Origin of the sequence: Haloactinopolyspora sp. (assembly GCF_027324685.1) — a bacterium.
In the GTDB taxonomy this organism is placed as follows: Bacteria; Actinomycetota; Actinomycetes; order Jiangellales; family Jiangellaceae; genus Haloactinopolyspora.
Window position 1 is genome coordinate 1 of sequence record NZ_DAHVSH010000081.1, and the last position, 26500, is coordinate 26500.

The 26500-nt window shown below is 69.7% G+C and carries 25 protein-coding genes; 17 read left to right on the plus strand and 8 right to left on the minus strand.

The genetic code is table 11. The annotated features are described in order from the left end of the window. Window positions 1-263 precede the first annotated feature (263 nt). Entirely contained in the window at window positions 264-455 is a 192-nt protein-coding gene (locus tag M6444_RS09015) for a hypothetical protein (protein ID WP_298325823.1), read from the minus strand. A 155-nt stretch (window positions 456-610) separates the two neighbouring features. Here M6444_RS09015 and M6444_RS09020 point away from each other — a divergent pair, with 155 nt between their 5' ends. Together M6444_RS09020 and M6444_RS09025 are read left to right on the plus strand one after the other, a co-directional pair. Further along, window positions 611-1219, plus strand: coding sequence for a dihydrofolate reductase family protein (locus M6444_RS09020; protein WP_298325825.1), 609 nt, complete (start codon window positions 611-613; stop codon window positions 1217-1219). A 15-nt stretch (window positions 1220-1234) separates the two neighbouring features. Then, window positions 1235-1558, plus strand: coding sequence for a YciI family protein (locus M6444_RS09025; protein ID WP_298325828.1), 324 nt, complete (start codon window positions 1235-1237; stop codon window positions 1556-1558). Window positions 1559-1575: 17 nt separating this feature from the next. On the opposite strand, the gene M6444_RS09030 is transcribed toward M6444_RS09025, so the two are convergent. Further along, window positions 1576-2535, minus strand: a complete 960-nt coding sequence (locus M6444_RS09030; protein ID WP_298325830.1) for a pirin family protein — start codon at window positions 2533-2535, stop codon at window positions 1576-1578. A gap of 58 nt (window positions 2536-2593) precedes the next feature. Between M6444_RS09030 and M6444_RS09035 the strand changes: the two genes are divergently transcribed. The 3 genes from M6444_RS09035 to M6444_RS09045 all read left to right on the plus strand — a co-directional run bounded on the left by M6444_RS09035 (window position 2594) and on the right by M6444_RS09045 (window position 6847). After that, a complete protein-coding gene (locus M6444_RS09035) occupies window positions 2594-3142 on the plus strand; it encodes a YceI family protein (RefSeq protein ID WP_298325832.1) in 549 nt (182 codons plus the stop codon). Between the two features lie 3 nt (window positions 3143-3145). Beyond that, the gene (locus M6444_RS09040) at window positions 3146-6013 is read left to right on the plus strand and encodes a DEAD/DEAH box helicase family protein (protein WP_298325834.1); all 2868 of its coding nucleotides are present in this window, start codon (window positions 3146-3148) and stop codon (window positions 6011-6013) included. Between the two features lie 246 nt (window positions 6014-6259). After that, entirely contained in the window at window positions 6260-6847 is a 588-nt protein-coding gene (locus M6444_RS09045; RefSeq protein ID WP_363326293.1) for a TMEM165/GDT1 family protein, read from the plus strand. Window positions 6848-6859: 12 nt separating this feature from the next. Here the strand turns inward: M6444_RS09045 and M6444_RS09050 are convergent, their stop codons facing one another. Both M6444_RS09050 and M6444_RS09055 read right to left on the minus strand, forming a co-directional pair. After that, entirely contained in the window at window positions 6860-7723 is an 864-nt protein-coding gene (locus M6444_RS09050) for an exodeoxyribonuclease III (protein ID WP_298325838.1), read from the minus strand. 32 nt (window positions 7724-7755) lie between these two features. Further along, window positions 7756-9342: a phospholipid carrier-dependent glycosyltransferase gene (locus M6444_RS09055; protein WP_298325839.1), complete on the minus strand. Its 1587-nt coding sequence runs from the start codon at window positions 9340-9342 to the stop codon at window positions 7756-7758. A gap of 80 nt (window positions 9343-9422) precedes the next feature. Here M6444_RS09055 and rsmI point away from each other — a divergent pair, with 80 nt between their 5' ends. From rsmI to M6444_RS09070, 3 genes are read left to right on the plus strand one after another with little or no spacing between them, the layout of a single operon-like run. Next, complete coding sequence (gene rsmI / locus M6444_RS09060; protein WP_298325841.1) at window positions 9423-10286, plus strand: 16S rRNA (cytidine(1402)-2'-O)-methyltransferase; 864 nt, start codon at window positions 9423-9425, stop codon at window positions 10284-10286. Between the two features lie 42 nt (window positions 10287-10328). Further along, window positions 10329-11054: a beta-phosphoglucomutase family hydrolase gene (locus tag M6444_RS09065; protein WP_298325844.1), complete on the plus strand. Its 726-nt coding sequence runs from the start codon at window positions 10329-10331 to the stop codon at window positions 11052-11054. Between the two features lie 2 nt (window positions 11055-11056). After that, a complete protein-coding gene (locus tag M6444_RS09070) occupies window positions 11057-13438 on the plus strand; it encodes a glycosyl hydrolase family 65 protein (protein ID WP_298325847.1) in 2382 nt (793 codons plus the stop codon). Window positions 13439-13449: 11 nt separating this feature from the next. Here the strand turns inward: M6444_RS09070 and M6444_RS09075 are convergent, their stop codons facing one another. Together M6444_RS09075 and M6444_RS09080 are read right to left on the minus strand one after the other, a co-directional pair. After that, the gene (locus tag M6444_RS09075; protein WP_298325850.1) at window positions 13450-14343 is read right to left on the minus strand and encodes a M56 family metallopeptidase; all 894 of its coding nucleotides are present in this window, start codon (window positions 14341-14343) and stop codon (window positions 13450-13452) included. Beyond that, window positions 14340-14741, minus strand: a complete 402-nt coding sequence (locus tag M6444_RS09080) for a BlaI/MecI/CopY family transcriptional regulator (RefSeq protein ID WP_363326292.1) — start codon at window positions 14739-14741, stop codon at window positions 14340-14342. Before M6444_RS09080 ends, M6444_RS09075 begins: the two co-directional genes overlap by 4 nt. A 95-nt stretch (window positions 14742-14836) precedes the next feature. Between M6444_RS09080 and M6444_RS09085 the strand changes: the two genes are divergently transcribed. The 3 genes from M6444_RS09085 to ligD all read left to right on the plus strand — a co-directional run bounded on the left by M6444_RS09085 (window position 14837) and on the right by ligD (window position 18779). Next, window positions 14837-16309 (plus strand): cytochrome ubiquinol oxidase subunit I, encoded by a 1473-nt coding sequence (locus M6444_RS09085; RefSeq protein WP_298325856.1) that lies wholly within the window; start codon window positions 14837-14839, stop codon window positions 16307-16309. Window positions 16310-16321: 12 nt separating this feature from the next. Next, entirely contained in the window at window positions 16322-17320 is a 999-nt protein-coding gene (cydB, locus tag M6444_RS09090; RefSeq protein WP_298325859.1) for a cytochrome d ubiquinol oxidase subunit II, read from the plus strand. 241 nt (window positions 17321-17561) lie between these two features. Then, window positions 17562-18779: a non-homologous end-joining DNA ligase gene (ligD, locus tag M6444_RS09095; RefSeq protein ID WP_298325862.1), complete on the plus strand. Its 1218-nt coding sequence runs from the start codon at window positions 17562-17564 to the stop codon at window positions 18777-18779. 2 nt (window positions 18780-18781) lie between these two features. Here ligD and M6444_RS09100 read toward each other — a convergent pair whose 3' ends face one another. After that, window positions 18782-19225, minus strand: coding sequence for a cupin domain-containing protein (locus M6444_RS09100; protein WP_298325865.1), 444 nt, complete (start codon window positions 19223-19225; stop codon window positions 18782-18784). Window positions 19226-19235: 10 nt separating this feature from the next. Then, a complete protein-coding gene (locus M6444_RS09105) occupies window positions 19236-19844 on the minus strand; it encodes a TetR/AcrR family transcriptional regulator (protein ID WP_298325884.1) in 609 nt (202 codons plus the stop codon). A gap of 163 nt (window positions 19845-20007) precedes the next feature. Here M6444_RS09105 and wrbA point away from each other — a divergent pair, with 163 nt between their 5' ends. The 6 genes from wrbA to M6444_RS09135 all read left to right on the plus strand — a co-directional run bounded on the left by wrbA (window position 20008) and on the right by M6444_RS09135 (window position 26451). Continuing rightward, on the plus strand, window positions 20008-20631 hold the full coding sequence (gene wrbA / locus M6444_RS09110; RefSeq protein ID WP_298325868.1) for an NAD(P)H:quinone oxidoreductase: 624 nt from the start codon (window positions 20008-20010) through the stop codon (window positions 20629-20631). Between the two features lie 86 nt (window positions 20632-20717). Next, window positions 20718-22298, plus strand: coding sequence for a methionine--tRNA ligase (gene metG / locus M6444_RS09115; RefSeq protein WP_298325871.1), 1581 nt, complete (start codon window positions 20718-20720; stop codon window positions 22296-22298). A gap of 25 nt (window positions 22299-22323) precedes the next feature. Next, complete coding sequence (locus M6444_RS09120) at window positions 22324-23202, plus strand: TatD family hydrolase (RefSeq protein WP_298325874.1); 879 nt, start codon at window positions 22324-22326, stop codon at window positions 23200-23202. Between the two features lie 272 nt (window positions 23203-23474). After that, window positions 23475-24623, plus strand: a complete 1149-nt coding sequence (locus M6444_RS09125; protein ID WP_298325877.1) for a resuscitation-promoting factor — start codon at window positions 23475-23477, stop codon at window positions 24621-24623. Between the two features lie 32 nt (window positions 24624-24655). Then, window positions 24656-25519 carry a 16S rRNA (adenine(1518)-N(6)/adenine(1519)-N(6))-dimethyltransferase RsmA gene (gene rsmA / locus M6444_RS09130; RefSeq protein ID WP_298325880.1) on the plus strand — a complete coding sequence of 288 codons (864 nt, stop codon included), beginning with the start codon at window positions 24656-24658 and terminating at the stop codon, window positions 25517-25519. Between the two features lie 50 nt (window positions 25520-25569). Beyond that, the gene (locus M6444_RS09135; protein WP_298325883.1) at window positions 25570-26451 is read left to right on the plus strand and encodes a 4-(cytidine 5'-diphospho)-2-C-methyl-D-erythritol kinase; all 882 of its coding nucleotides are present in this window, start codon (window positions 25570-25572) and stop codon (window positions 26449-26451) included. The last annotated feature ends 49 nt before the right edge of the window (window positions 26452-26500 follow it).

Below are 26500 nucleotides of genomic sequence, written 5' to 3' on the forward strand. Positions count from 1 at the left end.
CCGAGTCGAGCCCGCAGTGGATCCAGGGCGTAGCCGGTCCAGCCGACCTCCTCGAGAAATCCGCTGAAGAGAAACAGCACCAGGACCGCCACCATGGTGCCCGCAGAGATCTCCCAGGCCGGAAGGCTCCGCCCGTCCAGCACCATCAGGGCGTAGGACACGCCGTAGATCGTCGGCATGACCAGCACCAACGGCAGCAGAACGCGTGGTCGTCGGGTGCGACGCACGTCGACGGCCGCTCCGACGAAGCGACGTACACCGCGCTATCCGTGCTGCCGGGCCACGAGAATCACCGCGGCGAGGAACGGCGCAAGAACCTGTAAGGCACTCAGCGGCAGCCCGCCGACCAACCCGCCATCCGGAGCATCCACCAGCGCGCCGAGTACGAGGAACGGAGCCGACAGCAGCGCGGTGAGCCCGAAGAAGGCCGCGGGACTGCGTTCACGTGTGATCATCACCGGCACGGGATCTATTTCACCGACACCGTCGGGGCAGGCCGGACGCGGGGTCGGCAGGAATCTCGGCGCGCGGGTGTCGTATCCGGGTGGCTCCGTTCGTTGCGATGGTGAGGACGCCCACGAGGGGCGCCGGATGAGAGGGAACGGCGGTCATGAAACTGACGACGATCACCAATGTCTCGGTCGACGGTGTGATGCAGGGGCTCGGCGGCCCCAACGAGGACCGGCGCGGCGGATTCGACCGCGGCGGCTGGGCCCTGCCGCTGTTCGAAGCCGAGGCCGAGAGGTTTCTCGGCGAGATTTACCAGCGCGCCGACGCGTTTCTGCTCGGCCGGCGGACCTACGAGATCTTCGCCGCGTCCTGGGGTACCTGGGCCGACCCCGGCGACAGCCTCATCTGGACGGCGTTGAACACCCGGCCCAAGTACGTCGCCTCGACCACGCTGGCCGACGCGCAGTGGGCAGACACCACCATCCTGTCCGGCGATCTCGCCGCCGCGATCGGTGACCTGAAAGGCTCGGCAGAAGGGGAACTGCAGGTACACGGCAGCGGCGAGCTCCTCCGCTGGCTGCTGCGCCAACAGCTGGTCGACGAGATCGTCCTGCTCACCTATCCCGTCGTCGTCGGCCAGGGCGCCCGGCTGTTCCCCGACGCCGGACCGGACATGGCGCTGGAGCTGGCGACGTCACGAGCGTTCGCGAACGTCCTCGCCGCGCAGGTCTACCGGCCGGCTGGGCGCCCGCGGTACGCGGCCGAATGAGGAGATGATGGTCAGATGCAGTACCTGATTTCGGTGATCGACGACAAGACCGGCTCAGCCACCCCGGACGAGATGATCGCGATCGAAACGTTCAACGACCGGCTCCGGGCCGACGGGCATTGGGTGTTCGCCGGTGGCCTCGCCTCGCCCAGCACAGCCACCGTCGTCGACAACCGCGGTGGTGAGGTGCTCGTCACCGACGGGCCGTTCCTGGAGTCGAAAGAGCACCTCGCCGGCTTCTGGGTCATGCAGGCAGCTGATCTCGACGTGGCGCTGAAGCTCGCCGCCGACGCGTCGCAAGCCTGCAACCGCAGGGTCGAGGTGCGCCCGTTCCTGTGAGCGGACACCACACGGCGTCAGGTGGGACGACGGCGGCGGCGCGGCGTGAGGCGCAACGGTGGCATCGGCGGCGCCGGGATGCGCTCGCCGGCATGCCCGGCGACGACGCCGAAGCGGTGCTGTCCGTCGCGTTCCCACTCCTCGCGGGCGGTGACGATGTCGTCGTGGCTGCGTCCGACGAAGTTCCACCACATGACGAGGTCGTCGGGGAACGGCTCGCCGCCGAGCAGGAAGATCGTCGCGCCGGTGGTCGAGGTGACCGGTAGCTCGTCGCGACCGGTGCCGAGGTACAGCAACGGGCCCGACTCCAGGGGCGCGCCGGCGACGGTCAGGGTGCCGCCCAGCACCAGGACGGCGTGCTCGAAATCGCGCCGCAGCGGGATCGTCGTCATGGCGCCGGCGTCGACATCGAGCTGAGCCCCCACCAGCGGGCTGTACGTCGTCGCCGGCGACCCGGTACCGGCCAACTCACCCAGCACGACCGTGCCGCGCAGGCCGCGCGTCTCATAGCCGGGCAGGTCGACGTGCTGCTGGAACGCGGGCGCGACGCTGTCACTGCCGGTCGGCAACGCCACCCACAACTGAAGCCCGTCCAACATCGACTCCGGCGGGGAGACCTCCGAGTGTGAGATGCCAGGCCCGCTGGTCATCAGGTTCAGTTGGCCCGGCCGGACCATCACGTCGCTACCGACGCTGTCGCGATGCCGGATCTCGCCCTGCAGCGGCCAGGTCACCGTCTGCAGCCCGGTGTGCGGATGCGGCAGCACCGTCATGGTGGTGCGCTGTGGCCCGAACTGATCGAGGAAACACCACGCGCCGACGGTCGGGACGCCGCGGTGTGGCAGCGTGCGTTTGACCTGCATCGACCGGATACCGCCCAGCGGGACCTCACGGGGCTGAAGGAACTCGGCCACCGGGCCGCTGTGCTCGGGCGCGTGACAGGCCGTTTCCGTCGGTCGCACGTCGAGGTTGCTCATCGCGGCCTCCTCCGCAGCCAGCCCCCGCCATCGAGCTTACGGGGATAATCTGGTCGGGATGAACGTCGCCAACGGCCCATACGATCTGGGCCCTCAGCGCGGTACGTTGCTCGTTCGTACGACGCGCACCGGGTTCGGGTCGAAAGCCGGGCACGACCTGACTCTCGAGGTCACTCGCTGGCACGGGGCCGCCACCGTCGACGTCGACGAACCCGGCCGGTCGACGGTCAATCTCCAGGCCGAGGTCGCGTCCATGACAGTCCGGCACGGTAGCGGCGGCGTCAAGCCGCTCACCGACTGCGACCGCGTGGAGATCGAGAAGACGATGCGCGGGAAGATCCTGCGCTCCGACCGGTATCCCGCCATCACGTTCGCCTCCACGCAGGTCTACGGCGACACCGACTCGTTCCGCATCGACGGCGACCTGACGATCGTCGGCGAGGTCCGCCCGGTGACCGTCCACGGCCACCTGGTCGACGGGCGCGCACGCGGCTCGGCGACGATCACGCAGTCGGTATGGGGAATCCGGCCGTACTCGGCGTTCTTCGGCGCGCTGAAGCTCAACGACGATGTCACGGTCGAGTTCGACGTCGATTTGCGATCCTGACTGATGGCCGGTGCCGCCGGCCCGCCCGACTGGGCGGGTGTCCGCTTCCCCCGCCCGTTCCGCCGGCACCAGCAGCTCGCGCTCGACGCGATCGCCGCAGCCGTCGCCGGTGGCGCGACCCGGTCGTGGGTCGTTCTCCCGCCGGGCGCCGGCAAGACACTGGTCGGGTTGGAGGCGGCGCGGCGGATGGAGCGTCCGATCGTCGCCTTCGGCCCGAACACCGCGATCCAGGAGCAGTGGCGCGCTGCCTGGGCCGAGTTCACCCCGGCGACCATTCCCACCGGCACCTCGCGTGACCTGTCCGCCCCGGTCACGGCGCTGACCTATCAGTCGTTGGCCACGTTCGACCCCGACGCGGAGGTCGACGAGGAAGGCCGCGAGCACCGGCCCAGCTCCACCGAGCGGCGCCGGGGCTCGCTGATCGACCGGTTGCACGCCAACGGGGCAGCGCTGGTCAAAGCGCTCGAAGAGGCCGGGCCCATCACGCTGATCTTGGACGAGTGTCATCACCTGCTCGAGGTCTGGGGCCGGTTGCTGGCCGAGCTGCTCGAGAACCTGCCGCACGCGCACGTCATCGGGCTGACCGGCACACCGCCGGACACGCTGAGCGCCGAGCAGAGCGAACTGGTCGAGGAGCTGTTCGGCGCGCCGTTGTACAGCACGACCATCCCGTCGGTCGTGCGCGAAGGTCATCTGGCGCCGTTCGCCGAGCTGGCGTGGTTCACCGAGCCGACACCGGGCGAGTCGCAATGGCTGGCCGCCCAAGCCGAACGCTTCGCCGAGCTGCGCGCCGATCTACTCAAGCCGCGCACCGGGTTCCTCGAGTGGTTGGACCGCAGGTTCGTCACCCGGCCGGTCAATTCCGGCGCAGGCCATGCGGAGGCGCTGGCCGTGGAGTGGTCCAGGCTGGAAGGCGACGATCCCGAGCAGGCCGGTGCGGCGCTACGGTTTCACCACGCGGGGCTGCTCGCGCTGCCGCCCGGCGCCGCCCTGCGGGAGGAACACCGGCACGAGCCCACAGCCGCCGACTGGGTGGCTCTGCTGGGCGAATACGTCACCACGTGCCTCGTGCCGTCGTCGGATCCGGCTGATCAGAAGTTGGTCGACGAGATCCGTGCGGCCCTGCCCAGCATCGGTTACCAGCTGACCAAGCGGGGTATCCGGCGCGGGCGCTCGCCGGTCGACCGCGTGCTCGCGCGCAGCGAGGCCAAGACCGACGCCGCCGTGCAGATTCTCGCGGCGGAGGCGGCCAACCTCGGCAGCCGGCTGCGCAGCCTCGTCCTCTGCGACCACGAACAGGCCTCGGCGACGCTGCCGGCCCGGCTGCGCGGGGTCCTCGACGCTCAGGCCGGTTCGGCACGCCTGGTGCTCGCCCGGCTGGTCGCCGACGAGCGGACCGCGGCTCTCGATCCGGTGCTGATCACCGGGCGTAGCGTCGCGGCCAGCGCCGACACGGCGCGAGCGCTGGTCAAGTTCGTGGCCCGGCATGCTCCGGACATCGACCTCGACCCGATCGACGACGACGCCACCGGCATCGTCGAGGTCACCGGCCGGTGGAGCGCACGGCGCTGGGTGCGGCTGGTGACCACCTTCTACGAGGCCGGCGTCTCGCAGGTGCTGGTGGGCACCCGCGGCCTGCTGGGTGAGGGGTGGGACGCGCGCGGCGTCAACACGCTGGTCGACCTGACCAACGCCACGACGCCGACGGCGGTCGTACAGACCCGTGGCCGGGCGTTGCGGGTGGACCCCGACTGGCCGGAGAAGGTCGCCAACACCTGGACCGTGGTGTGCGTGTCGGAGAACCATCCCGGCGGGACGAGCGACTGGGACCGGTTCGTCCGCAAGCATCAGGGCTACTTCGCCGTCACCGACTCCGGCGAGATCGTCTCCGGCGTCAGCCATGTCGACCCGCGGCTTTCTCCGTACGCACCGCCGCCGGTCGCGGAGTTCACCGCCGAGAACACGCTGATGCTCGATCGGGCCGCCGACCGGTCGCGGGTGCGTGAGCTGTGGCAGGTGGGCGCCCCATACCGCGACGAACTGGTGCACACGATCCGCGTGCAGCCGGCGAAGCCGGACTCGCGGGATGAGCCCGGGCCGGTGCCCGCGACGGTCGAGGCCCCGGAGTTGGTGCCGGCCGCGCGCGGGGCGAAGCTCGCCGAGACCGAGTACGTCGTGCCCGGTCATCAGCCGGTTGTGGTCGCCGCGGTGGTGGCTGCCGTGGTCGTGTTGGTCGCCGTAAGCGCCGGGTCGTGGTGGCTGGGCGCGGCGGCGCCGATCGGCGCGATCGGGGTGTGGGGTGATTGGCAGCGCCGACGCCGCCGCGTCGAGCTGAGTGCCGGGCGCGCCTTGGCCGGGCTCGCCGACGGCCCGGGCCCGTTCGCCTTCGGCTACGCCGTCGCCGACGGCCTCCACGCGGCCGGCTTGTCCGAGGTGGGCGCGAGCGGGGTGACCGGCGTCGTGGAGGCCGACGGCGCGTACCGGCTGGCCTTGGCCGGTGTCGACGCGCAGACCTCGAAGCTGTTCGCTGAGTCGCTCGACGAGGTGCTCGCCGCGATCACCGCACCGCGTTACGTCGTCCCGCGCTACGTGGTCGACACCCTGCCCGGGCCCGACGACGCCGTGCGCGCGGCAGGGCGAGCGTGGCTGCGCGGGGCGGCGCCGGACAACGCCGTCGTCTACCACGCGGTGCCGTCGGCGCTCGGTGTCAACATCACCCGAGTGACCTGTTTCGTCGAGGGGTGGAATCGCTGGATCAGCGACGGCGACGCGGTGCGGATCGCCACCCCCGAAGGCGAAGGCATCATCGTCACCCATCGCGGTGCCGACCCCTTCGCGGCGACGACGGGGCTCCGCGTCGCGTGGGGTTGACCAGCCGCGCATCCGATAAGCCGAAAACGTGAGACCGGACACGTCGGCTGGCCGCCAGCCGAGGAACGACGTAGGGTCGGAAGACAGCGAAGGGGAGTAGCCCTCAACGTCGCGGTCGACATACTGACGCTCGCAGCGTCCGGCCGCGTGGCCTCAAGCGAGGCGGGCGAGACCTTCGACCAAGGCAGTGATGCCGGGTCGAAGTCTCGCGAACTTTCCGATCCGGCAGTGATCGGAAGGGAACGGATGGCCGACCTGTGGGCGGCACTCCTGCTCAGCTTCGGAGTGGTGTTCGTCGCCGAACTCGGCGACAAGTCGCAATTGCTGGCGATGGCTTTCGCCACCCGGTTCCGGGCGTGGCAGGTCCTCGTCGGTATCACGATTGCCACGACGTTGGTGCATCTGGTCTCGGTGGCCATCGGCTTCGGTGTCGGTACGGCGCTGCCGACGGGCTGGATCTCGCTGGTGGCGGCGGTGGCGTTTTTCGGCTTCGCCGCCTGGACGTGGCGCGGCGACAGCTTGACCGACGCCGATCACGACCGCGCCACCCGCACCATCAAGTCGGCCGTCATCGCCGTGGGCACGGCGTTCTTCCTGGCCGAGCTCGGCGACAAGACCATGCTGGCCACGGTCACGCTCGCCACGCAGCACGACTGGGCCGGGGTGTGGATCGGCTCGACGCTCGGCATGGTGGCCGCGGACGCGCTGGCGATCGTGGTCGGGCGATTGCTGCACCGGCAGCTGTCCGAGGACGTCATTCGCTACGGTGCATCGGCGCTGTTCGTGTTGTTCGGGGCATGGATGCTGGTGCAGGGCATCGTCGAACTCACCTAGCGGTCTTCGCGCTCAGCGGGACTGCGGGAGCTTGACCGAGCCGCGTTTCGGGGCGCGAGCCGACGGCGGCGGCACCACGGGGCCGATGTCGCCGTCGGGCGCCTCGTCCAGATCGACGATGACCGGCGCGTGATCGCTCGGGCCGGTGCCCTTGCGGGCGTGCCGGTCGACCCACGCCGCCTGAACGCGTTCGGCGACCGGCGCCGAGGCCAGCATGAGGTCGATACGCATGCCGAGATCCTTGTGGAACATGCCGGCCCGGTAGTCCCAGTAGGTGAACACGCGCTCGTTCGGCCATCGGTCGCGAACGACGTCACGCAGCCCGACGGCGTGAAGCTCGGCCAAGGCCGCGCGCTCGGCGGGGGTGACGTGGGTCTGGCCGATGTAGGCGTCCGGATCGAACACGTCGTCGTCGGTCGGGGCGATGTTCATGTCGCCGCAGACGAGGACGGCTTCCGGACCGGCGGCGACGACGTCGCGCAGCGCGGCCAGCCAGGCGAGTTTGTAGTGGTAGTGCTCGGAGTCCGGTTCCCGCCCGTTGGGCACGTAGACCGAGTGCACGCGGACGCCGTCGCAGGTCGCCGCGACCGCGCGCGCCTCCTGGTGCGGGAATCCCGGCCCGCCGGGCAGGCCGGCCACGACGTCGTCGAGTCCGACGCGCGACAGGATGGCCACCCCGTTCCACCGGCCTTCGCCGTGCGCGGCGAAGGCGTAGCCGCGGGCCTCGAGCTCGCCGCCGAGCACCTCGGCGAACGCGTCGTCGCCGAGCTTGGTCTCTTGAAGGCAGACGACGTCAGGGCGCCGCTGGTCCAGCCACGGAAGCAGCCGGGGCAACCGCTGCTTGACCGAGTTCACATTCCACGTCGCGACCCTCATTCACCCCACCGTAACCGTCGGCTGAGCCCAGCTCAGATCCAGTCGTCGAACCACATCCGCGCCCGCCAGTCGTCGTACGGAATGACCTGGTCGACATGGATGGGATAGAACCACGCCGCGACCACGACCACGATCAGGACGAACCCACCGGCCACTGCGGCGCCGATGGCCCGCCGCTGCAGCGACGCGTCGGGCGGGCCGAGCAGAAGACCGAGCACGAAGGCGACGGCCAGGACCAGGAACGGCACGATGACGACGGCGTAGAAGTAGAAGATCGTGCGGTCGGTGAACGCCAGCCACGGAACCCAGGTGGCCACGACGCCGGCCAGGATCGCCCCAGCCCGCCAGTCGCGCCGGAAGAACCACCACCACAGGCACACCAGCAGCGCGAGACAGGCACCCCACCACAGTGGCGGCGTACCCAGCGCCAGCACGGCCTGGCTGCATTGGTCCGCCGTACACCCTGCTTCTCCGGCCTCGAACCCTTCGTAGTCGAACGAGACCGGGCGGCCCAGGTAGAGCCAGCTCCACGCCTGCGAGGCGTAGTCGTGCTCACTGTTCAACCCAGTGTGGAATTTCCACATGTCGTCGTGGTAGTGCCACAGGCTGCGCAGCCAATCGGGCAGGAGCACGCCCAGGCCGGAGGACGGGTTCGACACCGCCCATTGCCGTCCCCAGGAGTTCTCGGCGCTGATCCAGCCCGACCACGACACCAGATAGGTCAGCAGCGCCGGGCCGATGATCGTCACGAACGCCACCGGGCCGTCGCGGAGCAGCGTGTTCAGCACCGGGCTGCGAATACCGGCCGTGCGCCGGGCGCTGATCTCCCACACCACGGTCATCAGGCCGAACACGGCGACCGCGTAGAGCCCGCTCCATTTCGTCGCACACGCGAGCCCCAAGGCGACGCCGGCGGCCAGCCGCCACGGCCGCCAGGCGAACAGTGGGCCGTCACCCATCGGCCGGTCCGCGCTCACCCGCGCAGCGGCCCAGTCGGCGAATTTCTCTCGTACCCGGTCGCGATCGACCACGAGGCAGGCGAAGGCCGCCACGATGAACATCGCCAAGATCCCGTCCAGGATCGCGGTGCGGCTCATCGTGATGGCCAGCCCGTCGACGGCGAGCAGGAGGCCCGCCGCGCACCCGAGCAGCGTCGAACGGAACAGCCGCCGACCCACCCGCGCCACCAGGACGACGGTGACGATGCCGGCCAGGGCAGTGGCCAGGCGCCAGCCCGCGGGCTCCATCCCGAGCAGCCGGATGCCTTGGCCGATCAGGAACTTGCCCACCGGCGGGTGCACGACGAACGACGGCTCGTCGGTGAAGACGTCCAGGTCCCCGGCCAGGATGCGCTCGTCGGCACTCTCGATGAACGAGCGCGCATAGCCGAACTCCAGCTGCGACAGCGCATCCTTGGCGTAATAGGTCTCATCAAAGATGATCTTGTGTGGCCGGCTGAGATTCACCAGGCGCAACACTGCGGCGATGCCGCCGACCAGCAACGGCCCGATCCAGCCCCACAGGCCGTCGTTGGGCATCGGGCGGGTGAGCCGGGCGCGCAGCAAACCGGCCGGCTTGTCGGCACTGGAAGCCTCGACAGCGTCAACGGTCCGGGTCACCCGCGCCATCCTATGAGCGCCGCTGGACGAGACCTCGCCAGGTGCGACGTCCGACGGCGGCGGGGTGCGAAGATGGCGGCGTGGGTGACGAGGCGGGGCGCGAATCCGGCGTGTTGGTCCTGGCCGGAACGCCGATCGGGGACGTCGGCGACGCGCCGCCAGGGTTGGCGCGCGAACTGGCCGAGGCGGACGTCATCGCCGCCGAAGACACGCGGCGTCTGCACCGGCTGTTGTCGTCGCTGGGCGTGCGCGCCAGCGGGCGGGTGGTGTCGTACTTCGAAGGCAACGAGGACACCCGGACCGGCGACCTGATCACCGCGCTGACCGAGGGACGCCGGGTGGTTCTCGTCACCGACGCCGGCATGCCCTCCGTCTCTGATCCCGGCTACCGGTTGGTCGACGCCGCGGTGCAGGCCGGCGTGCGCGTGACCGCGGTGCCGGGCCCGTCGGCCGTGCTGACGGCGCTGGCCGTGAGTGGTCTGCCGGTGGACCGGTTCAGTTTCGAGGGGTTCCCGCCGCGGCGCAGCGGGGAGCGGGACCGGTGGCTCGCGGCGCTGTCGGCGGAGCGGCGGACCATGATCTTCTTCGAGTCTCGCCACCGGCTCGCGGCGACACTGCGTGCGATGAGTGAAGCGTTCGGCGAGCAGCGCCGAGCGGCCGTGTGCCGCGAACTCACCAAGACCCACGAGGAAGTCCGCCGCGGCGAGCTGGGTGAGCTGGCGACCTGGGCGGCCGAGAACGAACCGCTCGGTGAGATCACGCTGGTCGTCGCGGGCGCCGAGGCGCCTGCGAAGCCGACGATCGAGCAGGCGGTGGCCGTCGTCGCCGAACGCGTGGCTGCCGGAGCCAGCCGTCGCGACGCGATCGCCGAGGTGGCCCGCGAGCTCGGGCTGCCCAAGCGGGCGGTGTACGCCGCGGTCGTCGACCCGCCGCATTCTGCGTGACATCGGTAGCGAGTGGTGCGGTGCGGCACTAGCGTGGCGCGCATGGTTGGGTTGCCCGGCACCATCAAGGCGTGCCTGTTCGATCTGGACGGCGTGTTGACGAGCACCGCTGCGCTGCATCGACAGGCATGGAAGGAGACGTTCGACGAGTTCCTGCGCGCCCGCGACGGCGAGAACTTCGTTCCGTTCACCGAACGTGACTACACCGCATACGTGGACGGGCGGCCACGCTTCGACGGGGTCCGGGAGTTCCTGGCTTCGCGTGGGATCGAGCTTCCCGAGGGCGCCGAGGACGACGTCGGCACGGCGAGCGTGCACGGCGTGGGCAATCTGAAGAACGAGCGGGTGTTGCGCATCATCGCCGACCAGGGGGTCACCGCGTTCCCCGGGTCGGTGCGCTACCTCGACGCCGTCGCCGCCGCTGGGCTGGCCATCGGGGTGGTGACGTCGTCGGCGAATGCCGAACAGGTCCTGGAGGCCGCGGGCCTGGACGGCTACGTGCAGGCCCGCGTGGACGGAGTCGTCATCGCCCGTGACGGCCTGCGCGGCAAACCCGCCCCGGATTCGTTCCTCGCCGCCGCCGAAGCTCTGGGCGTCGCGCCCGCCGCGGCAGCAGTCTTCGAGGACGCCCTGGCCGGCGTGCAAGCCGCCAAAGCCGGCGGTTTCGGGTACGTGGTGGGCGTCGACCGCGCCGACCAGGCAGCGGATCTACTCGCTCACGGCGCCGACATCGTGGTCGACGACCTGGCAGAACTTCTCGAGGTGTGACAGTGACTGAGCCACTGATCGGATACGAATGCTCGCCATGGGAGCTGCGCTGGCAGAGTCTGGCTGTCGACCAGCTCCAGCGCACTGAGTCCACGTTCGCGCTGTCCAACGGCCACATCGGGATGCGCGGAACACTCGAGGAGGCCGAGCCGCGCGGGCTGCCCGGCACCTATCTCAACGGCTTCTACGAAGAGCACGGGCTGCCCTACGCCGAGGCCGGCTATGGCTACCCCGAAGCCGGGCAGACCGTGGTGAACGTGACTGATGGCAAGGTGATCCGGCTGCTGGTCGGCGACGAGCCGCTGGACATGCGCTACGGCCACGCGACCTCACACCACCGCGTGCTCGACTTCAGGTCGGGTACTCTGCGCCGCGATACCGAATGGACCTCGCCCACGGGGCGGCGCGTGCGGGTCAAGACCGAACGACTGGTCTCGTTCACCCAGCGTGCGGTGGCCGCGATCCGGTACGAGGTGGAGCCGATCAACGACGGCATCCAACTGGTCGTGCAGTCGGACCTGCTGGCCAACGAGCCTGTCGACAGCGATGTCGCTGACCCTCGCGTCGCTGCGGCGCTGGAAGCCCCGCTGCTGGGGGAGTACGCGCACGCCCACGACTACAGCGCGGTGCTGGTGCACCAGACGAAACGCTCCGGGCTCCGGGTGGCCGCGGGAATGGACCACCAGCTCGAAGCCGCCGACGGGTTCCGCGCCAGCATCAGCGCCGAGGAAGACCTGGCCAGGTTGACGCTGGCCGTGGACGTCCCGAAGGGCGAGAGCCTGCGCCTGACCAAGTACCTCGGGTACGGATGGTCGGCGCAGCGTTCACTGCCGGCGCTGCGCTCGCAGGTCGAGGCGGCGCTGGCCGGCGCACTGCAGACCGGCTGGGAGGGGCTGCTGGCCGAGCAGCGGGCGTATCTCGACCAGTTCTGGGGCACTGCCGACATCGAAATCGACGGTGACGACGAGCTGCAGCAGGCGATCCGGTTCGCGCTGTTCCACGTCCTGCAGGCCGGTGCCCGCGGTGAGAGCCGCGCCATTCCCAGCAAGGGACTCACCGGACCCGGATACGACGGGCACGCGTTCTGGGACACCGAGACGTTCGTGCTGCAGGCGCTGACGTACACCCTGCCTGACGCCGCCCGCGACGCATTGCGCTGGCGACACGCCACCCTGGACAAGGCGAGGGATCGAGCCGAGCAGCTGGGCCTGGCCGGCGCTGCTTTCCCGTGGCGCTCGATCAACGGCGCGGAGTGCTCGGCGTATTGGCCGGCGGGTACAGCCGCCTTCCATGTCAACGCCGACATCGCCGATGCGACCGTGCGCTACCTCGACGCCACCCACGACCGCGACTTCGAGCGCGAGTGCGGAACCGAACTGCTCACCGAGACCGCGCGCGTGTGGATGGCGCTCGGCCATCATGACCCGCACGGCGGGTTCCGCATCGACGGTGTCACGGGGCCTGACGAGTACTCGGCGGTGGTGGACAACAACGTCTACACCAACCTGATGGCGCAACGGAACCTGCGCGAGGCAGCGGCCTCGTGTGAGCGCCAGCCCGACGTGGCCGCGGGACTCGGCGTCGATGCCGACGAGCTCGCGGACTGGCGTGAGGCGGCCGACAAGATGCTCGTACCCTTCGACGATCTGCTCAAGGTTCATCCGCAATCCGACGGGTTCACCGCCCACGCGGTCTGGGATTTCAAGGGCACCCCGGCCGACCGGTACCCGCTGCTGCTGAACTACCCGTACTTCGACCTCTACCGCAAACAAGTGGTCAAGCAGGCCGACCTGGTGCTCGCGATGCACCTGCGGGGCGACGCCTTCACGCTGGAGCAGAAGAAGCGCAATTTCGCCTACTACGAGGCGCTGACCGTGCGCGACTCGTCGTTGTCGGCGTGCACGCAGGCGGTGCTCGCTGCCGAGTGCGGCCACCTGGACTTGGCTTACGACTACCTCGTCGAGACCGCCCTGATCGATGTGCGCGACCTGCACAGCAACGTCCGTAACGGCCTGCACATCGCGTCGTTGGCCGGTGCGTGGATGGGCGTGGTCGCAGGGTTCGGCGGGATGCGGGACCATGGCGGCGAACTGACGTTCCGTCCGTGTCTACCGGTTGCCCTCCAGCGCATCGCCTTCCGCATGTCCTACCTCGGGTCACGGTTCGTGGTCGAGGTGTTTCCCGATCGCGCGTCCTACCGCTTGGTCGAGGGCCAGCCGTTGACCGTCAAGCACTACGACACGCCGGTGAAGCTGTCCGAGGACGCCACCACGCTGCCGGTGCCGCCAGTGGTCCCGGCTGAGCGGCCCCGGCAACCACCCGGGTGCGCACCACGCCGCCGGGTCGGTCAGGTGCCGAGCGAAGGTGACATGATCCGCGCGTGATGGTCACCGCCTCAGGTCAGTGAGGCGGTGACGGCGCTGAGCCACGGGACCGCGACGGCCACCGTCGGGATCGCGAACAGGGCGGCCGCCGCCAGATACGCCGGTGCCGACACCAACGGCGCCGACGCGGGCACGTGCGCCAGCCGGCGGATCCGCGCGGCCGGTGTCACCGACGTGGCCGCCAGGGCGCCCGGCGGCGCGGGGGCGGTGGACAGTCCCGCCAGGGCGCGGGCCAGCGGGACGTCGCCGCTGCGCCGGCGTGCGGCGTCGTCGGCGAGCATCTCGACCAGCCCAGCCGTGGCGTCCAGCGCGGTGCGGCTGCGCACGAAGCGCGGAAACGCGTTGTGCAGCACGGCGAACGCTTCGAGGACGAGGTCATGGCGGGCTCGGGCGTGGGCGCGTTCGTGGGCGAGCACGGCGGTCACCTCGTCGTCGGCGAGGCGATCGATGGCCGGTGTCGAGATGACCACCCGCGAGGGCACGCCGGGTATGCAGTAGGCCAGCGGCCGTTCGGCGTCGAGCACGTCCGCGCCGGGAGCTCGAGCATCCGCGCGGCCCAGGAGGTCGACCAGGTGCCGCTGGCGGCGCCGTCCGGCCCGCAACGCGGTACCCAGGGTATGTGCCGACCACAGGAGCCGAGCCACGACGACCAGCGTGAGCAGCAGCGCGGCGGAATGCAGCGCCACGACCACCGGGTGCGGATCCTGGTAGACCAGGACCAGCGTCGCGGCGGACAGCCCCGCACCGAGCGCGGCGAGCAGTGCGGACAACGCCATGGCCTGCCAGAACACCAGAGCTGCTCGCGGCGCCCGCAACGGCCAGCGAGCCCGGGCCAGCGCGGCCGGACCCGGGCCGGTCAACGCCAGTGCGAGCACCAACAAGACGACAGGCGTGGCCGGCGTCATGGCTGGGTATCCCCGTCGTCGGCACGCCGTTGCTCCAGCTCGGCCAGCGCGGCGCGCAACGCCTCGGCGTCGTCGGGCGTGGCCGAGTCCACGAAGCGCAGCAGCGCCAGGGTGCGGTCGCTGCCGTCGACGGTGTCGAGAGCCTGGTGCATCAGCTCGGCGGTGAGCTCCTCGCGGGAGACCGCTGGGCGGTACCGGTAGGCGCGGCCGTCGCGCAGCTGCTCGGCCGAACCCTTGCGGGCCAGCCGGTCGAGCACCGTCATCACGGTCGTGTAGGCGATGTCGCGGGTCCGGCTCAGGGCGTCGTGGACCTGGCGCACCGTCGCCGGGCCCTCGAAGGCCCAGAGCTGGTCCATGACCACGCGTTCGAGTTCGCCCAGGCGAGTACGTCCAACCACACCCCGCATCATACCTACAACAGGTAGTACTACGATGCGTCGTAGATGTCTACGACGAGCTGTCGTAGATGAGTCGATCGGGCAGGGACGCGCGGATGGACGTACTGGAACTGGCGCGGTGGCAGTTCGGCATCACCACCGTCGTGCACTACTTCTTCGTGCCGTTCACGATCTCGATGGCCTTCCTCGTCGCGATCATGGAGACCATCTGGCTGCGCACCCACAGTGAGCGCTGGCTGCGGCTCACCAAGTTCTTCGGCAAGCTGCTGCTGATCAACCTGGCGGTCGGCGTGGTCACCGGGCTGGTGCAGGAGTTCCAGTTTGGCATGAACTGGAGCGACTTCAGCCGCTTCGTCGGCGACGTCTTCGGCGCTCCGCTGGCCATGGAGGCGCTGCTGGCGTTCTACCTGGAATCGGTGTTCGTCGGCGTCTGGATCTTCGGCTGGGGGCGCATTCCGCCGAAGGTCCACCTGGCCACGATCTGGGTCACCGCCGTGGCGACGCTGCTGTCGGCGTACTTCATCCTGGCGGCGAACTCGTTCATGCAGAACCCCGTCGGCTACGAGATCAACGAGGCCGCCGGCCGCGCCGAGATGACCGACATCTGGGCGATCCTCACCAACAAGGTCCTGCTCATCTCCTTCCCGCACACGGCGTTCGCGGCGTTGATGGTCGGCGGCGCCGTGGTCGCGGCGGTGTCCATGTGGCACTTGGTCCGCGGGGCTCGGCAACCGGAGCTCGCCGAACCCGGTGGTGCCAGCGACCCCGGCGCGTTCCGGCGGTCGCTGCGTGTCGGGGCCGTCGCCGTCCTCGTCGGAGGTGTGGGTGTTGCCGTGACCGGCGACATCCAGGGCAAGGTCATGACCGAGGTTCAGCCGATGAAGATGGCTGCCGCGGAGGCGTTGTACGAAACCCAGCAACCGGCGCCGTTCTCGGTGCTGACCATCGGCACGCTGGACGGGCGCGAGCCGCTCCATCAGCTGGAGGTGCCGCAGCTGCTGTCCTTCCTGGCCACGGGGTCGTTCGACGCCGAAGTGGAGGGGATCAACGACCTGCAGGAGCAGTACGAGCAGGTGTACGGCGACGGCGAGTACGCGCCCAACATCCCGGTCACGTACTGGACGTTCCGGTTGATGATCGGCACCGGCGTGGCCGCGGCCCTGGTGGCGCTGTGGCAGCTGCGTGCCACCCGCGGCGGGCGGGCGCCGACCTCGCGGTGGGCGGTGCGGGTGGCGGCCGTGCTGCCGGTGCTCCCGCTGGCCGCCAACGCCTTCGGCTGGATCTTCACCGAGATGGGCCGGCAACCCTGGCTCGTGTTCGGCCTGATGCGCACGTCGGCTGGGGTGTCACCAGGCGTCGGGGCGGGCTCGGTCGCCGCCTCGCTCGCGGCGTTCACCGTCCTGTACGCCGGGTTGTGCTGGTTGTGGGTGTGGCTGCTGGTCAAGCACGCCCGCCCGGGCCTACCCGACGTGACGGCCGAAGCGCGGTGGGGCCGCGGCGACCGGAGCGGGCCGGACGCCGACGGCGAAGAGGACGATGCCGAGCGCCCGCTGACGTTCGTCTACTGAGAAAGGCTCACGATGGATCTCGCGACGCTGTGGTTCGTGCTGGTGGCCGTTCTCTGGGCCGGGTACCTGACGCTGGAGGGCTTCGACTTCGGGGTCGGCATGCTGACCCGCGGCTTCGCCCGCGACGAGACCGAACGACGTGTCCTGATCAACACCATCGGGCCGGTTTGGGACGGCAACGAGGTCTGGCTCATCACCGCCGTCGGCGCGACGTTCGCCGCGTTCCCGGAGTGGTACGCCACCGCGTGGTCGGCGTACTACCTGCCGCTGGTGCTGATCCTGCTGGCCCTGATCGGGCGCGGCCTGGCCTTCGAATACCGCGGCAAGGGTGACACGCCACGATGGCGGCGGCGATGGGACCTCGTGATCTTCGCCGGATCGCTCGTCCCGGCGTTCAGTTGGGGCGTGCTGCTGGCCGGTTTCACCCGGGGCCTCCCATTGGGGGCCGGCCACGACTTCGCGGGCGGGTTCGCCGACCTCGTCGTCCCCTACACGCTGCTCGGCGGGGTGGTGACGGTGGCGTTGTCGCTGCTGCATGGCGCGCACTACGTCGCGTTGAAGACCGTCGGGGACGTGCGGACGCGGGCACGAGTACTGGCAGCACGCTTGGGCGGGCCGGTTGTCGTCGTCGTCGCCGGGTTCCTGGCGTGGACGGTCGCGGCCTACGCCGAAGGTCGGGCCGTGGCCTGGACGGCGGCCATCGCCGCGGGCGCCGTCGTGGCGCTGTGCACCGGCGTGGCGGCGACCCGGCGCGGACGGGAGGGGTGGGCGTTCACCGCGACGTTCACCGGTGTGGTCGCGGTGGCCGCGGCGCTGTTCGCCGCGCTCTACCCGGATGTGCTGCCGTCGACCCTGGCCGACGCCAACGGCTTGACGATCACCAACGCGTCGTCGTCGGACTACACCCTCACCGTCATGACCTGGGTGGCAGTACCGGTCGTGCCGCTGGTGCTGGCCTACCAGGGCTGGGTCTACTGGACCTTCCGCCGCCGGATCGGCCTGCCGGGCTGAACGGTCGCTGGGACTCCGGGAGCCATTGGCGCCGGGGGTGGTTGGCGCGCATGACAGCGGTCCATGCTCGAGAAACCGACGCGAAACCGGCCGTCGAACGTCGCACGCGCCGGTTTTTCGACTATGGACCGCTCACACGAGTATGACCAACCCCGCCGGGTCATCGTGGCGTCGTGGTGGCTCCGCCCACGCGACCGGTTGGCGCGAGACTGGGAAACCGGCAGGCACTATCGTGAATGGGGTGCCGACGTCGAAGGTGCTCGAAGTCGCCGGGCGTGAGGTGACCATCACCAACCCGGACAAGATGGTCTTCCCCGAGCCGGGGCACACCAAGCTGGACCTGGTGCGCTATTACGTGGCCGTGGCTGACGGCGCGCTGCGTGGCGTCGCCGGCCGCCCGATGATCCTCAAACGGTTCGTCAAGGGCATCGACCAGGAGGCGTTCTTCCAGAAGCGCGCGCCGGAGAAGCGACCGGACTGGATCGAGGTCGCCACCTTGCGGTACCGGTCGGGGACGTCCGCCGACGAGGTCGTGGTGCGCGACGCCGCAGCCCTGGCCTGGGTGGTGAACCTCGGCTGTATCGACCTGAATCCGCACCCGGTGCAGGCCGAAGATCTGGATCATCCGGACGAGTTGCGCATCGACCTCGATCCGAATCCGGGTATCGAGTGGAAGCAGATCGTCGACGTCGCCATGGTCGCGAAAGAAGTCCTCGAGGACCACGGGTTGACCGCCTGGCCGAAGACGTCCGGCTCGCGCGGCTTCCACGTCTACGCCCGGATCGAGCCCCGGTGGTCGTACCGCGAGGTGCGCCTCGCCGCCGAGACGGTCGCGCGTGAGGTGGAGAATCGCGCGCCTGACCTCGCCACCAGCAAATGGTGGAAGGAAGAACGCCAGGGCGTGTTCGTCGACTTCAACCAGAACGCGAAAGACCGCACCGTCGCCTCGGCCTACTCGGTGCGGGCGAGGCCCGATGCTCGCGTGTCCACCCCGTTGACCTGGGGCGAAGTGCCTGACTGTGACCCGGCGGCGTTCACCTTGCCCACCGTGCTCGACCGGTTCGCCGATCTCGGCGACCCGTGGGCCCCGATCGACGAGTCCGCGGGAAGCCTTGACGCGTTACTGGAACTCGCCGAGCGTCTCGGACCCGCCGAGAAGCCGCCGAAGGGCCAGGGACGGCGCCAGTCGACCATGCCGCTGATCGAGATCGCGCGGGCGAAGACGAAGGACGAAGCGCTGGCCGGGCTCGAACGCTGGAAGGCCCGGCACGAATCGATCGTCTCGTATCTGGAACCCGCCGACATCCTGGTCGACGGCATGCGGGGGCGCAGTTCGCTGTGGTACCGCATCCGGGTCAACCTCCAGCACGTGCCGGCGGCCGAACGACCCGCTCAGGAGCCGCTCGAGGTCGACTACGACCCGTGGGCGAACACGCCGTGGGCACGAGAGGGTACGTGAGGTCAGCGCAGCTCGAAGTCAGCGAAGTCGAAGCCGGGTGAGACGACACAGGACACGAGGACGGCCTCGCCGGTGGCCGGCTGCGCGGCCTGCCATTCTCCTGCCGGGATGATGGCCTGCGGGGTCTGGCCGGCGGCGACGTCCGGGCCGAGAACCATCGTGTCCGGGTGTGCATCCGGAGCGTCGTCGGTGCCACCGCGGCGCAGGTGCAGCGGCCCGCCGCTGTGCCAGAGCCACAGCTCGGCCGAGCGCACCCGATGCCACCGGGATTCTTCGCCGGGCCCGAGTAGGAAGTAGATGCACGTCGCCGACGCCCGCTGCCCGTCGTAGCCGGCCGGGTCGAAGTGCACCGCCGAACGCCAGGTCTCGCGGAACCAGCCGCCTTCGGGGTGGGGGGAGAGGTCGAGCAGTTCGGCCAGCGGTGGTCGAGGCGTGTCTTCGGCCATGGCCGCCACGCTAGCCGGTGATGCCGCGCAGGAGTTGGTCGAGTCCGGCCTTGATGCGCTCGACCGACATGCCCCGAATGCGCCTCTGATGGAGGAAGAACCGGCCGGAGAGCAGTTCGTTGATCGCGGCGGCCAGGGCCTCTGCGTCGAGCGAGGCGTCGATCTCGCTGATCAAATGAGTGAGATGACGCTGTTGCAGGCGGTAGGCGCCGGTTTCGTACCGACGGTCCTGGGCGGCGGCGAGAATCTGCGCTTGAGCGTCCAGGCGGTCGACGTAGGCGTGGACGTAGGCGTGTAGCCGATCCCGGGGCGGCGCTCCCGGACCCAGGGGCGGCGGGCCGTGCAGGAACGCGTCCTGGAACGCCTGCTCGGACTCGTCGATCAGCGCATACGCCAATCCCGCGAGGTCGCCGAAGCGCCGATAGACCGTGCCGATGCCCACGCCGGCTGCCTCGGCGACGGCATCCATCGTCAGCGCCTCGGGACCGCGTTCACGCGTGATGCGCCAGGCGGCCTCGAGGACGCGGCGACGGTTTCGAGCGGCGTCGGCACGCTCCGGCCGCGCTTGGCCGACGACGTGTAGATGGTGCCTGTCGCCCGCCGGGCTGCTCGACGTGATGGTGCACCTCCGTTGCCGACGCGCTGGTTGCCGTCTGGCCAGCAGCTTAGACCCTTACCCAGGACGTGACCCATCGCTCGGGTTGTAACCGGAGAGCGTTCCGCTTACTCTATCCGGAAATGATTCCGTTTCAGTTCGAGCCTTTCCCGGATGGAGTGTCCTGATGCCAGACCCCAAGATCACCGTCGTCTACTACAGCGCTACCGGCACCGTGCACGCGCTGGCCAACGCGGTCGTCGAGGGCGCGCAGAAGGCGGGGGCAGAAACACGGCTGCGTAAAGTGGCCGAGCTCGCGCCCGACGAAGTGATCCAGAGCGTCCCCGGGTGGCTCGAGCACGCCGAGGCAACCCACGAGGTGCCCCTGGCCACGCACGACGACCTGGCGTGGGCCGACGGATTCCTGTTCGGTGCGCCGACCAGGTTCGGCAACGTCGCTGCGCAACTACGCCAGTTCATCGACACGCTCAGCCCGTTGTGGCTGGACGGGGCGCTCTCCGACAAACCGGTCAGCGCCTTCACCGCGGCACACAACGCACACGGCGGCCAAGAGACCACGTTGATGAGCTTCTACCAGACCTTCATGCATTGGGGTGCATTCATCGTCCCGCCCGGTTACACCGACCCGTCCGTCTATGCGGCGGGCGGCAACCCGTACGGCGTCAGCGCCGACTTCGCCGAGTCCGGACCCTCGGAGGGGGCGTTGGAGGCCGCGCGCTATCTGGGCCGCCGAGTGGCCGAGACCGCCCGCACGCTCGCCCTCGGGCGTGAGCGCCTGGTGACGGCCTGACGTCACGTCCGGTCGAGGCCGGTTCGTCGAGAAGGTTCGCGTCCCGGACTCATGATCATGAGTCCGGGACGACTACGATCGGCGCCATGCCCCAAGCCCAGTCCACAGCGTTCTACGTCACGACGCCGATCTATTACGTCAACGACGCGCCGCACATCGGGCACGCGTACACGACCGTCGTGACCGACTTCATCGCCCGCTGGCACCGCCAGCGGCAAGAAGACGTCTGGTTCCTCACCGGGACCGACGAACACGGTGAAAAGGTGCTGCGCAGCGCCGAGGCGAACGGCGTCGACGCGCGCACCTGGGCCGACCGGCTGGTCGAAACGGCGTGGAAGCCTGTCCTGGAGACCATCGACGCCTCCAACGACGACTTCATCCGCACGACCGAGCAGCGCCACGTCGAGCGGGTCAAGGACTTCATCCAAGGCCTGCACGACAATGGCGAGATCTTCGAGGGCACGTACGAGGGCGCCTACTGCGTCGCCTGCGAGGAGTACAAGCAGCCGGGTGACCTGATCGACGGTACCGGCGAGTACGAGGGCCAGCAGGTGTGCTCGATCCACGGCCGGCCGGTGGAGATGCTCGCGGAGAAGAACTACTTCTTCCGGATGTCGGCCTACACCGACCGGCTGCTGGCCTTCTACGAGGAGAACCCCGACTTCATCCAGCCCGAGAGCGCGCGCAACGAGGTCGTCAGCTTCGTCAAGCAGGGTTTGCAGGACCTGTCCATCTCGCGCTCGACGTTCGACTGGGGCGTCGAGGTGCCGTGGGACTCCTCGCACGTCATCTACGTCTGGATCGACGCGCTGCTGAACTACGTGACGGCGGTGGGCTACGGCGTCGACGACGACATGTTCGAGCGCATCTGGCCGGCCGACATCCACTTCGTCGGCAAGGACATCCTGCGCTTCCACGCGGTCATCTGGCCGGCGATGCTGATGGCCGCGGGCCTGCCGCTGCCCAAGAAGGTGTTCGCGCACGGCTGGCTGCTCGTCGGCGGGGAAAAGATGAGTAAGTCGAAGCTGACCGGGATCGCGCCGTCGGACATCATCGACACGTTCGGCTCCGACGCCTTCCGCTACTACTTCCTGCGGGCCATCGCCTTCGGTCACGACGGCTCGTTCTCGTGGGAGGACATCGCCGCGCGGTACCAGGCCGAACTGGCCAACGGCCTGGGCAACCTCGCCTCGCGAGTCGCAGCCATGGTGGGCAAGTACTTCGACGGGACGCTGCCGGCGCCCGGTTCGCCAACCGACGCCGAGAACGCGCTGGCCGCGACAGCCGCCAAGGCCGCCGCCGACGCCGACGCCGCCATCGACCGGGTCGCGCCGCACGAGGCGCTGGCCGCGGTCTGGACTCTGGTCGACGCGGTGAACGGCTACATCACCGAGCAGCAGCCGTGGGCGGTGGCCAAGGACGAGTCGCAGCGTGAACGGTTGGGCACCATCCTGTACTCCTCGGCCGAAGCCCTGCGCGTGTTGGCGGTGCTGCTGAACGCGGCGATGCCCAAGGCGTCGGCGCGGATCTGGGAGTCGCTCGGTGCGCAGGAGCACCTCGGCCCGCTGGCCGCGCAGCCGGTCGCCGACGCCGGAATCTGGGGCCGGCTGGCGCCAGGAGCGCGGGTCACGAAGGGGGAGTCGCTGTTCCCCCGCCTGGCCGAGTGAGCGTGGCCGGTCGGCCGTGACGCGCATGAGAGAACGCCGCTCCGCCACCGACGAGTCCGGTCGTACCCGCGACCGGACTCGCCCGCCGGTGCCCGAGCCGTTGCCGGCCCCGGTCACCGACACCCACTGTCATTTGGACATCGCCGACGGCGAGGACGACGCATTCGGGCCCGCCGAGGCGTTGTCCGCCGCGGCAGCCGTCGGGGTCACCCGGATCGTCCAGGTCGGCTGTGACCTGCCCGGAGCGCAGTGGGCCGTCGACGTGGCCCAGCGACATCCGGAGATCGTCGCCACGGTCGCGCTGCACCCCAACGAGGCGCCGAAGCTGGCCGCCACCGGTGACCTCGACGCTGCGCTGAGCGAGATCGACCGCCTGGCCGGCGTCAGCGACCGGGTCCGCGGCGTGGGCGAGACCGGCCTCGATCATTACCGCACCGGCCCGGAGGGACGCGCCGCGCAGGAGGAGTCGTTCCGCGCGCACATCGAGATCGCCCGGCGCCGCAATCTCGCCCTGGTCATCCACGACCGCGACGCTCACGACGACGTCCTGCGGGTCCTCGACGACGCAGAGTTGCCCGAATGTGTCGTTTTTCACTGTTTCTCCGGCGATGTTGACATGGCTCGGCACTGCGCCGACCGGGGGTGGTTCCTGTCCTTCGCCGGGACGGTGACGTTCAAGAACGCGTCCGGATTGCGCGCGGCGCTGGCGGCCGTTCCACTGGCGAATGTGCTGGTCGAGACGGATGCGCCGTTCCTGACGCCGCATCCGTATCGGGGTCGTCCGAACGCGTCGTACCTGGTGCCGGTGACCGTTCGGGCCATGGCCGAGGTGACCGGCGTCGAGGTGGAATCGCTGTGCCGGACCCTGCGCGCCAACACCGAGCGGGCGTTCGGCGCATGGTGACCTTGCGTCGCAGGTCAGCGGCCTACTTGCTGGTCGGCCCTCGAGCAGCAGCTCGTTCCTGGATGCGGACTCGGTTGTTTGAACTGCGGCTATACGTTACCGTCTCGTGATTGTTGGCCGGGGTCGGGGAACTTCGGGTGGCATGTTGGAGAGCCGGACACGCCGGTGACTTGCAAACGGGGGCGCCCTGAGCGTGCCGGGTTGTAGAGTTGCGGGCGCTGCGAGGTCAGGCCATCCATCCCGTGCCCGGGACGTTCGACCACAGGAGCACAGTGCTTCCGTCCGCGAAGACGTTGGTTGTCAACGCAACCGTCGTCACTGCACTAGTAGGCGGCGGTGCCGCCTACATCACGCTTGACAACGCCGTCGACCTCACCGTCGATGGCAAGACCGAGACCGTGCACACCTTCGGAAGCAGCGTCGAGGACGTCCTTGACGACCGGGGCATCGAGGTAGGTGCGCACGACGAGGTCATTCCCACTCTGGACAGCCCGGTCGAAGACGGCACCGAGATCACGGTGCGGTACGGCCGGCAGATCACCGTCACCGTCGACGGTGAAGAGCAACAGATGTGGACCACTGCCCTCTCCGTCGAGGAAGCTCTGGCTGAGCTCGACATCAGGCACCAGCAGGCCGACCTTTCGGTGGCCCGGTCACAGGCGATCGGACGTGGCGGCCTGGACTTCGAGGTGCGAACACCCAAAGACATCACCGTCGTCGCTGACGGCGAGGCTCAGCCGGTGACCACGACGGCCTTGACCGTGCGCGAGGCGCTGGGCGACGCCGGGGTCAAGCTCGGCGATCGTGACTTGGTGAAACCGGCACTCGAGACTCGCGTGTCGAACGACCTCAAGGTCAAGGTCTCCCGGGTGACGGTCGAAACCGACACCGTCACGGCCGAGGTGCCCTTCAAGACCGTCGAGAAGGAGGACGACTCCCTCGCCGAAGGCACCACCGATGTCGAGACCGAAGGCAAGGCCGGCAAGGTTGAGCGCGTCGTACGCAGCACGTACGTCGACGGCAAGCTCCACAGCGAGAAGGTCCTGTCCGAAGAGGTGCTGGCCAAGCCCGTCGACGAGGTCGTGCTGATCGGGACGAAGCAGCCGGTGGACCCGGTCGAGCCCGACGAGCCGGATGAGCCGGACGAGCCGGACAACCCGGATGACGACAACATCGACGGTGGCGTCTGGGACGCGCTGGCCGAGTGCGAGTCCGGTGGCAACTGGTCCATCAACACCGGTAACGGGTACTACGGCGGGCTGCAGTTCAACCTGCAGACCTGGCAGGCCTACGGCGGGTCGGGGTACCCACACGAGAACAGCAAGGCTGAGCAGATCCGGATCGCGGAGAAGGTTCGCGACGACCGCGGCGGCTACGGCGCGTGGCCGGCCTGCTCGTCGAAGTTGGGCCTGCCGCAGTAGGTCCGCCGCGGCCGGGCGTTACGCTCGGCCGCGTGGATACGAACGACGAGACGTCCGCCGGTTCCCGGTTGCTGGGGCCGGCGGACGTTCGTCGCCTGGCGCAGGGCATCGGGCTCCGGCCGACGAAGACGCTCGGGCAGAACTTCGTCATCGACGCGAACACGGTTCGCCGGATCGTCCGGCTGGCCGACGTGGGCCCTGACGACGTCGTGGCCGAGGTCGGCCCGGGACTGGGCTCGCTCACGCTGGCGCTGCTGCAGCGGGCCGCACACGTGACGGCCATCGAGGTGGACGACGCGTTGGCGGCGGCATTGCCGGCCACGGTGCGCGAGTTCGCGCCGCAGCGGGCCGACCGGCTGTCCGTCGTGCACGCCGACGCGATGCGCGTCGAGGCGTTGCCCGGCCCGGCTCCCACGGCCCTGGTGGCCAACCTGCCGTACAACGTGGCGGTTCCGGTCCTGCTGCACATGCTCGAGACCCAGCCCAGCCTGCAACGGTGCCTGGTGATGGTGCAGAAGGAGGTGGCCGACCGGCTGGCGGCCGCTCCGGGCTCCAGAACCTACGGTGTGCCCTCGGTGAAGACGGCCTGGTATGCGACGGTCACCGGCGCTGGTGCCGTGGCGCGCACGGTCTTCTGGCCGGTGCCGAACGTCGATTCCGGGCTGGTACTCCTGCAGCGGCAGGCTCCTCCGCCCGGTGATCGGCGCGAGGTCTTCGCTGTCATCGACGCCGCGTTCGCGCAGCGCCGCAAGACCCTACGCGCGGCGCTGAGCGGATGGGCCGGCTCAGCCGCCGCTGCCGAAGCCGCGCTGGAGGCGGCCGGCGTCGACCCGCGTGCCCGGGGAGAGCAATTGACCGTGCACGACTTCGCCAGGATCGCCGCGGCCCACCCATGATGGCCTTGACGCCGTCGGGCGTGGGCTGCGGCGAGGTGTAGGGTCTGCTGGTGCTTCAGGTGATCGCCCGCGTTCCGGCGAAGATCAACCCGGTCCTGTCGGTCGGGCCGAAACGCCCCGACGGATTTCACGATCTCGCCACCGTCTTCCACGCCGTGTCGCTGTACGACGAAGTGCGCGCGGCGCCGGGCGACGGTGTCAGCCTGACCCTGTCCGGCCCGTACGCGGTGGGCGTCCCGGCGGATGACTCCAACCTCGCAGTGCGAGCGGCGCACGCCCTGGCGGCACACGCCGACGTGCCGACGCAGGTCACGCTGAGCGTGCACAAAGAGATCCCCGTCGCCGCTGGGCTCGCCGGCGGCAGCGCCGACGCTGCGGGGACGCTGCGCGCCTGTGCGCGGCTGTGGCAGCTGGAGCTGTCTGATGCGGAGCTGGCCGCCGTCGCCGCCTCGCTCGGCAGCGACGTGCCCTTCGCGTTGATGGCGGGCACGGCGGAAGGCACGGGGCGCGGCGAGCGGTTGCGCGCGATCCCGGTGGGCGCACGGCTGCACTGGGTGCTCGCCGTGGCCGACGGTGAGTTGTCGACCCCGGCGGTTTACGCGCGGTTGGACGAGCTACGCCAGGACCGCTGCGTCGCGTCGCCATCGGTGGGAGACGACATGCCGGCGGCGTTGGCCGCGGGTGATCCCCAGGCGGTCGGCCGCGCGCTGCGCAACGACCTGCAGGAGGCCGCCGTCTCGCTACGCCCGGCGCTCGCGGACACCCTGCGGACCGGCGCCGACCTCGGTGCGTTGGGTGGGATCGTCTCCGGCTCGGGGCCGACGTGTGTCTTCCTCGCCCGCGACGGCGCCCACGCGGCGGACCTCGCGACCGGTATGGCGGCGTCCGGTACGTGCGCCGAAGCGCTGGTGGTGCACGGTCCGGCGGCGTAGCAGCAGATGAGAAACTAGACGCAACATGGCGCCGCGCAACTTCATCAAC

What these genes read in the sequence shown, in the direction of transcription:
- metG (WP_298325871.1), top strand. Translation starts at nt 20,718, where the DNA reads ATGCCCCAAGCCCAGTCCACAGCGTTCTACGTCACGACGCCGATCTAT.
- M6444_RS09085 (WP_298325856.1), top strand. Translation starts at nt 14,837, where the DNA reads ATGGACGTACTGGAACTGGCGCGGTGGCAGTTCGGCATCACCACCGTC.
- M6444_RS09050 (WP_298325838.1), bottom strand. Translation starts at nt 7,723, where the DNA reads ATGAGGGTCGCGACGTGGAATGTGAACTCGGTCAAGCAGCGGTTGCCC.
- M6444_RS09045 (WP_363326293.1), top strand. Translation starts at nt 6,260, where the DNA reads ATGGCCGACCTGTGGGCGGCACTCCTGCTCAGCTTCGGAGTGGTGTTC.
- M6444_RS09040 (WP_298325834.1), top strand. Translation starts at nt 3,146, where the DNA reads ATGGCCGGTGCCGCCGGCCCGCCCGACTGGGCGGGTGTCCGCTTCCCC.
- M6444_RS09075 (WP_298325850.1), bottom strand. Translation starts at nt 14,343, where the DNA reads ATGACGCCGGCCACGCCTGTCGTCTTGTTGGTGCTCGCACTGGCGTTG.
- M6444_RS09100 (WP_298325865.1), bottom strand. Translation starts at nt 19,225, where the DNA reads ATGGCCGAAGACACGCCTCGACCACCGCTGGCCGAACTGCTCGACCTC.
- cydB (WP_298325859.1), top strand. Translation starts at nt 16,322, where the DNA reads ATGGATCTCGCGACGCTGTGGTTCGTGCTGGTGGCCGTTCTCTGGGCC.
- M6444_RS09065 (WP_298325844.1), top strand. Translation starts at nt 10,329, where the DNA reads ATGGTTGGGTTGCCCGGCACCATCAAGGCGTGCCTGTTCGATCTGGAC.
- M6444_RS09035 (WP_298325832.1), top strand. Translation starts at nt 2,594, where the DNA reads ATGAACGTCGCCAACGGCCCATACGATCTGGGCCCTCAGCGCGGTACG.
- M6444_RS09015 (WP_298325823.1), bottom strand. Translation starts at nt 455, where the DNA reads ATGATCACACGTGAACGCAGTCCCGCGGCCTTCTTCGGGCTCACCGCG.
- wrbA (WP_298325868.1), top strand. Translation starts at nt 20,008, where the DNA reads ATGCCAGACCCCAAGATCACCGTCGTCTACTACAGCGCTACCGGCACC.
- M6444_RS09030 (WP_298325830.1), bottom strand. Translation starts at nt 2,535, where the DNA reads ATGAGCAACCTCGACGTGCGACCGACGGAAACGGCCTGTCACGCGCCC.
- M6444_RS09120 (WP_298325874.1), top strand. Translation starts at nt 22,324, where the DNA reads ATGAGAGAACGCCGCTCCGCCACCGACGAGTCCGGTCGTACCCGCGAC.
- M6444_RS09020 (WP_298325825.1), top strand. Translation starts at nt 611, where the DNA reads ATGAAACTGACGACGATCACCAATGTCTCGGTCGACGGTGTGATGCAG.
- M6444_RS09025 (WP_298325828.1), top strand. Translation starts at nt 1,235, where the DNA reads ATGCAGTACCTGATTTCGGTGATCGACGACAAGACCGGCTCAGCCACC.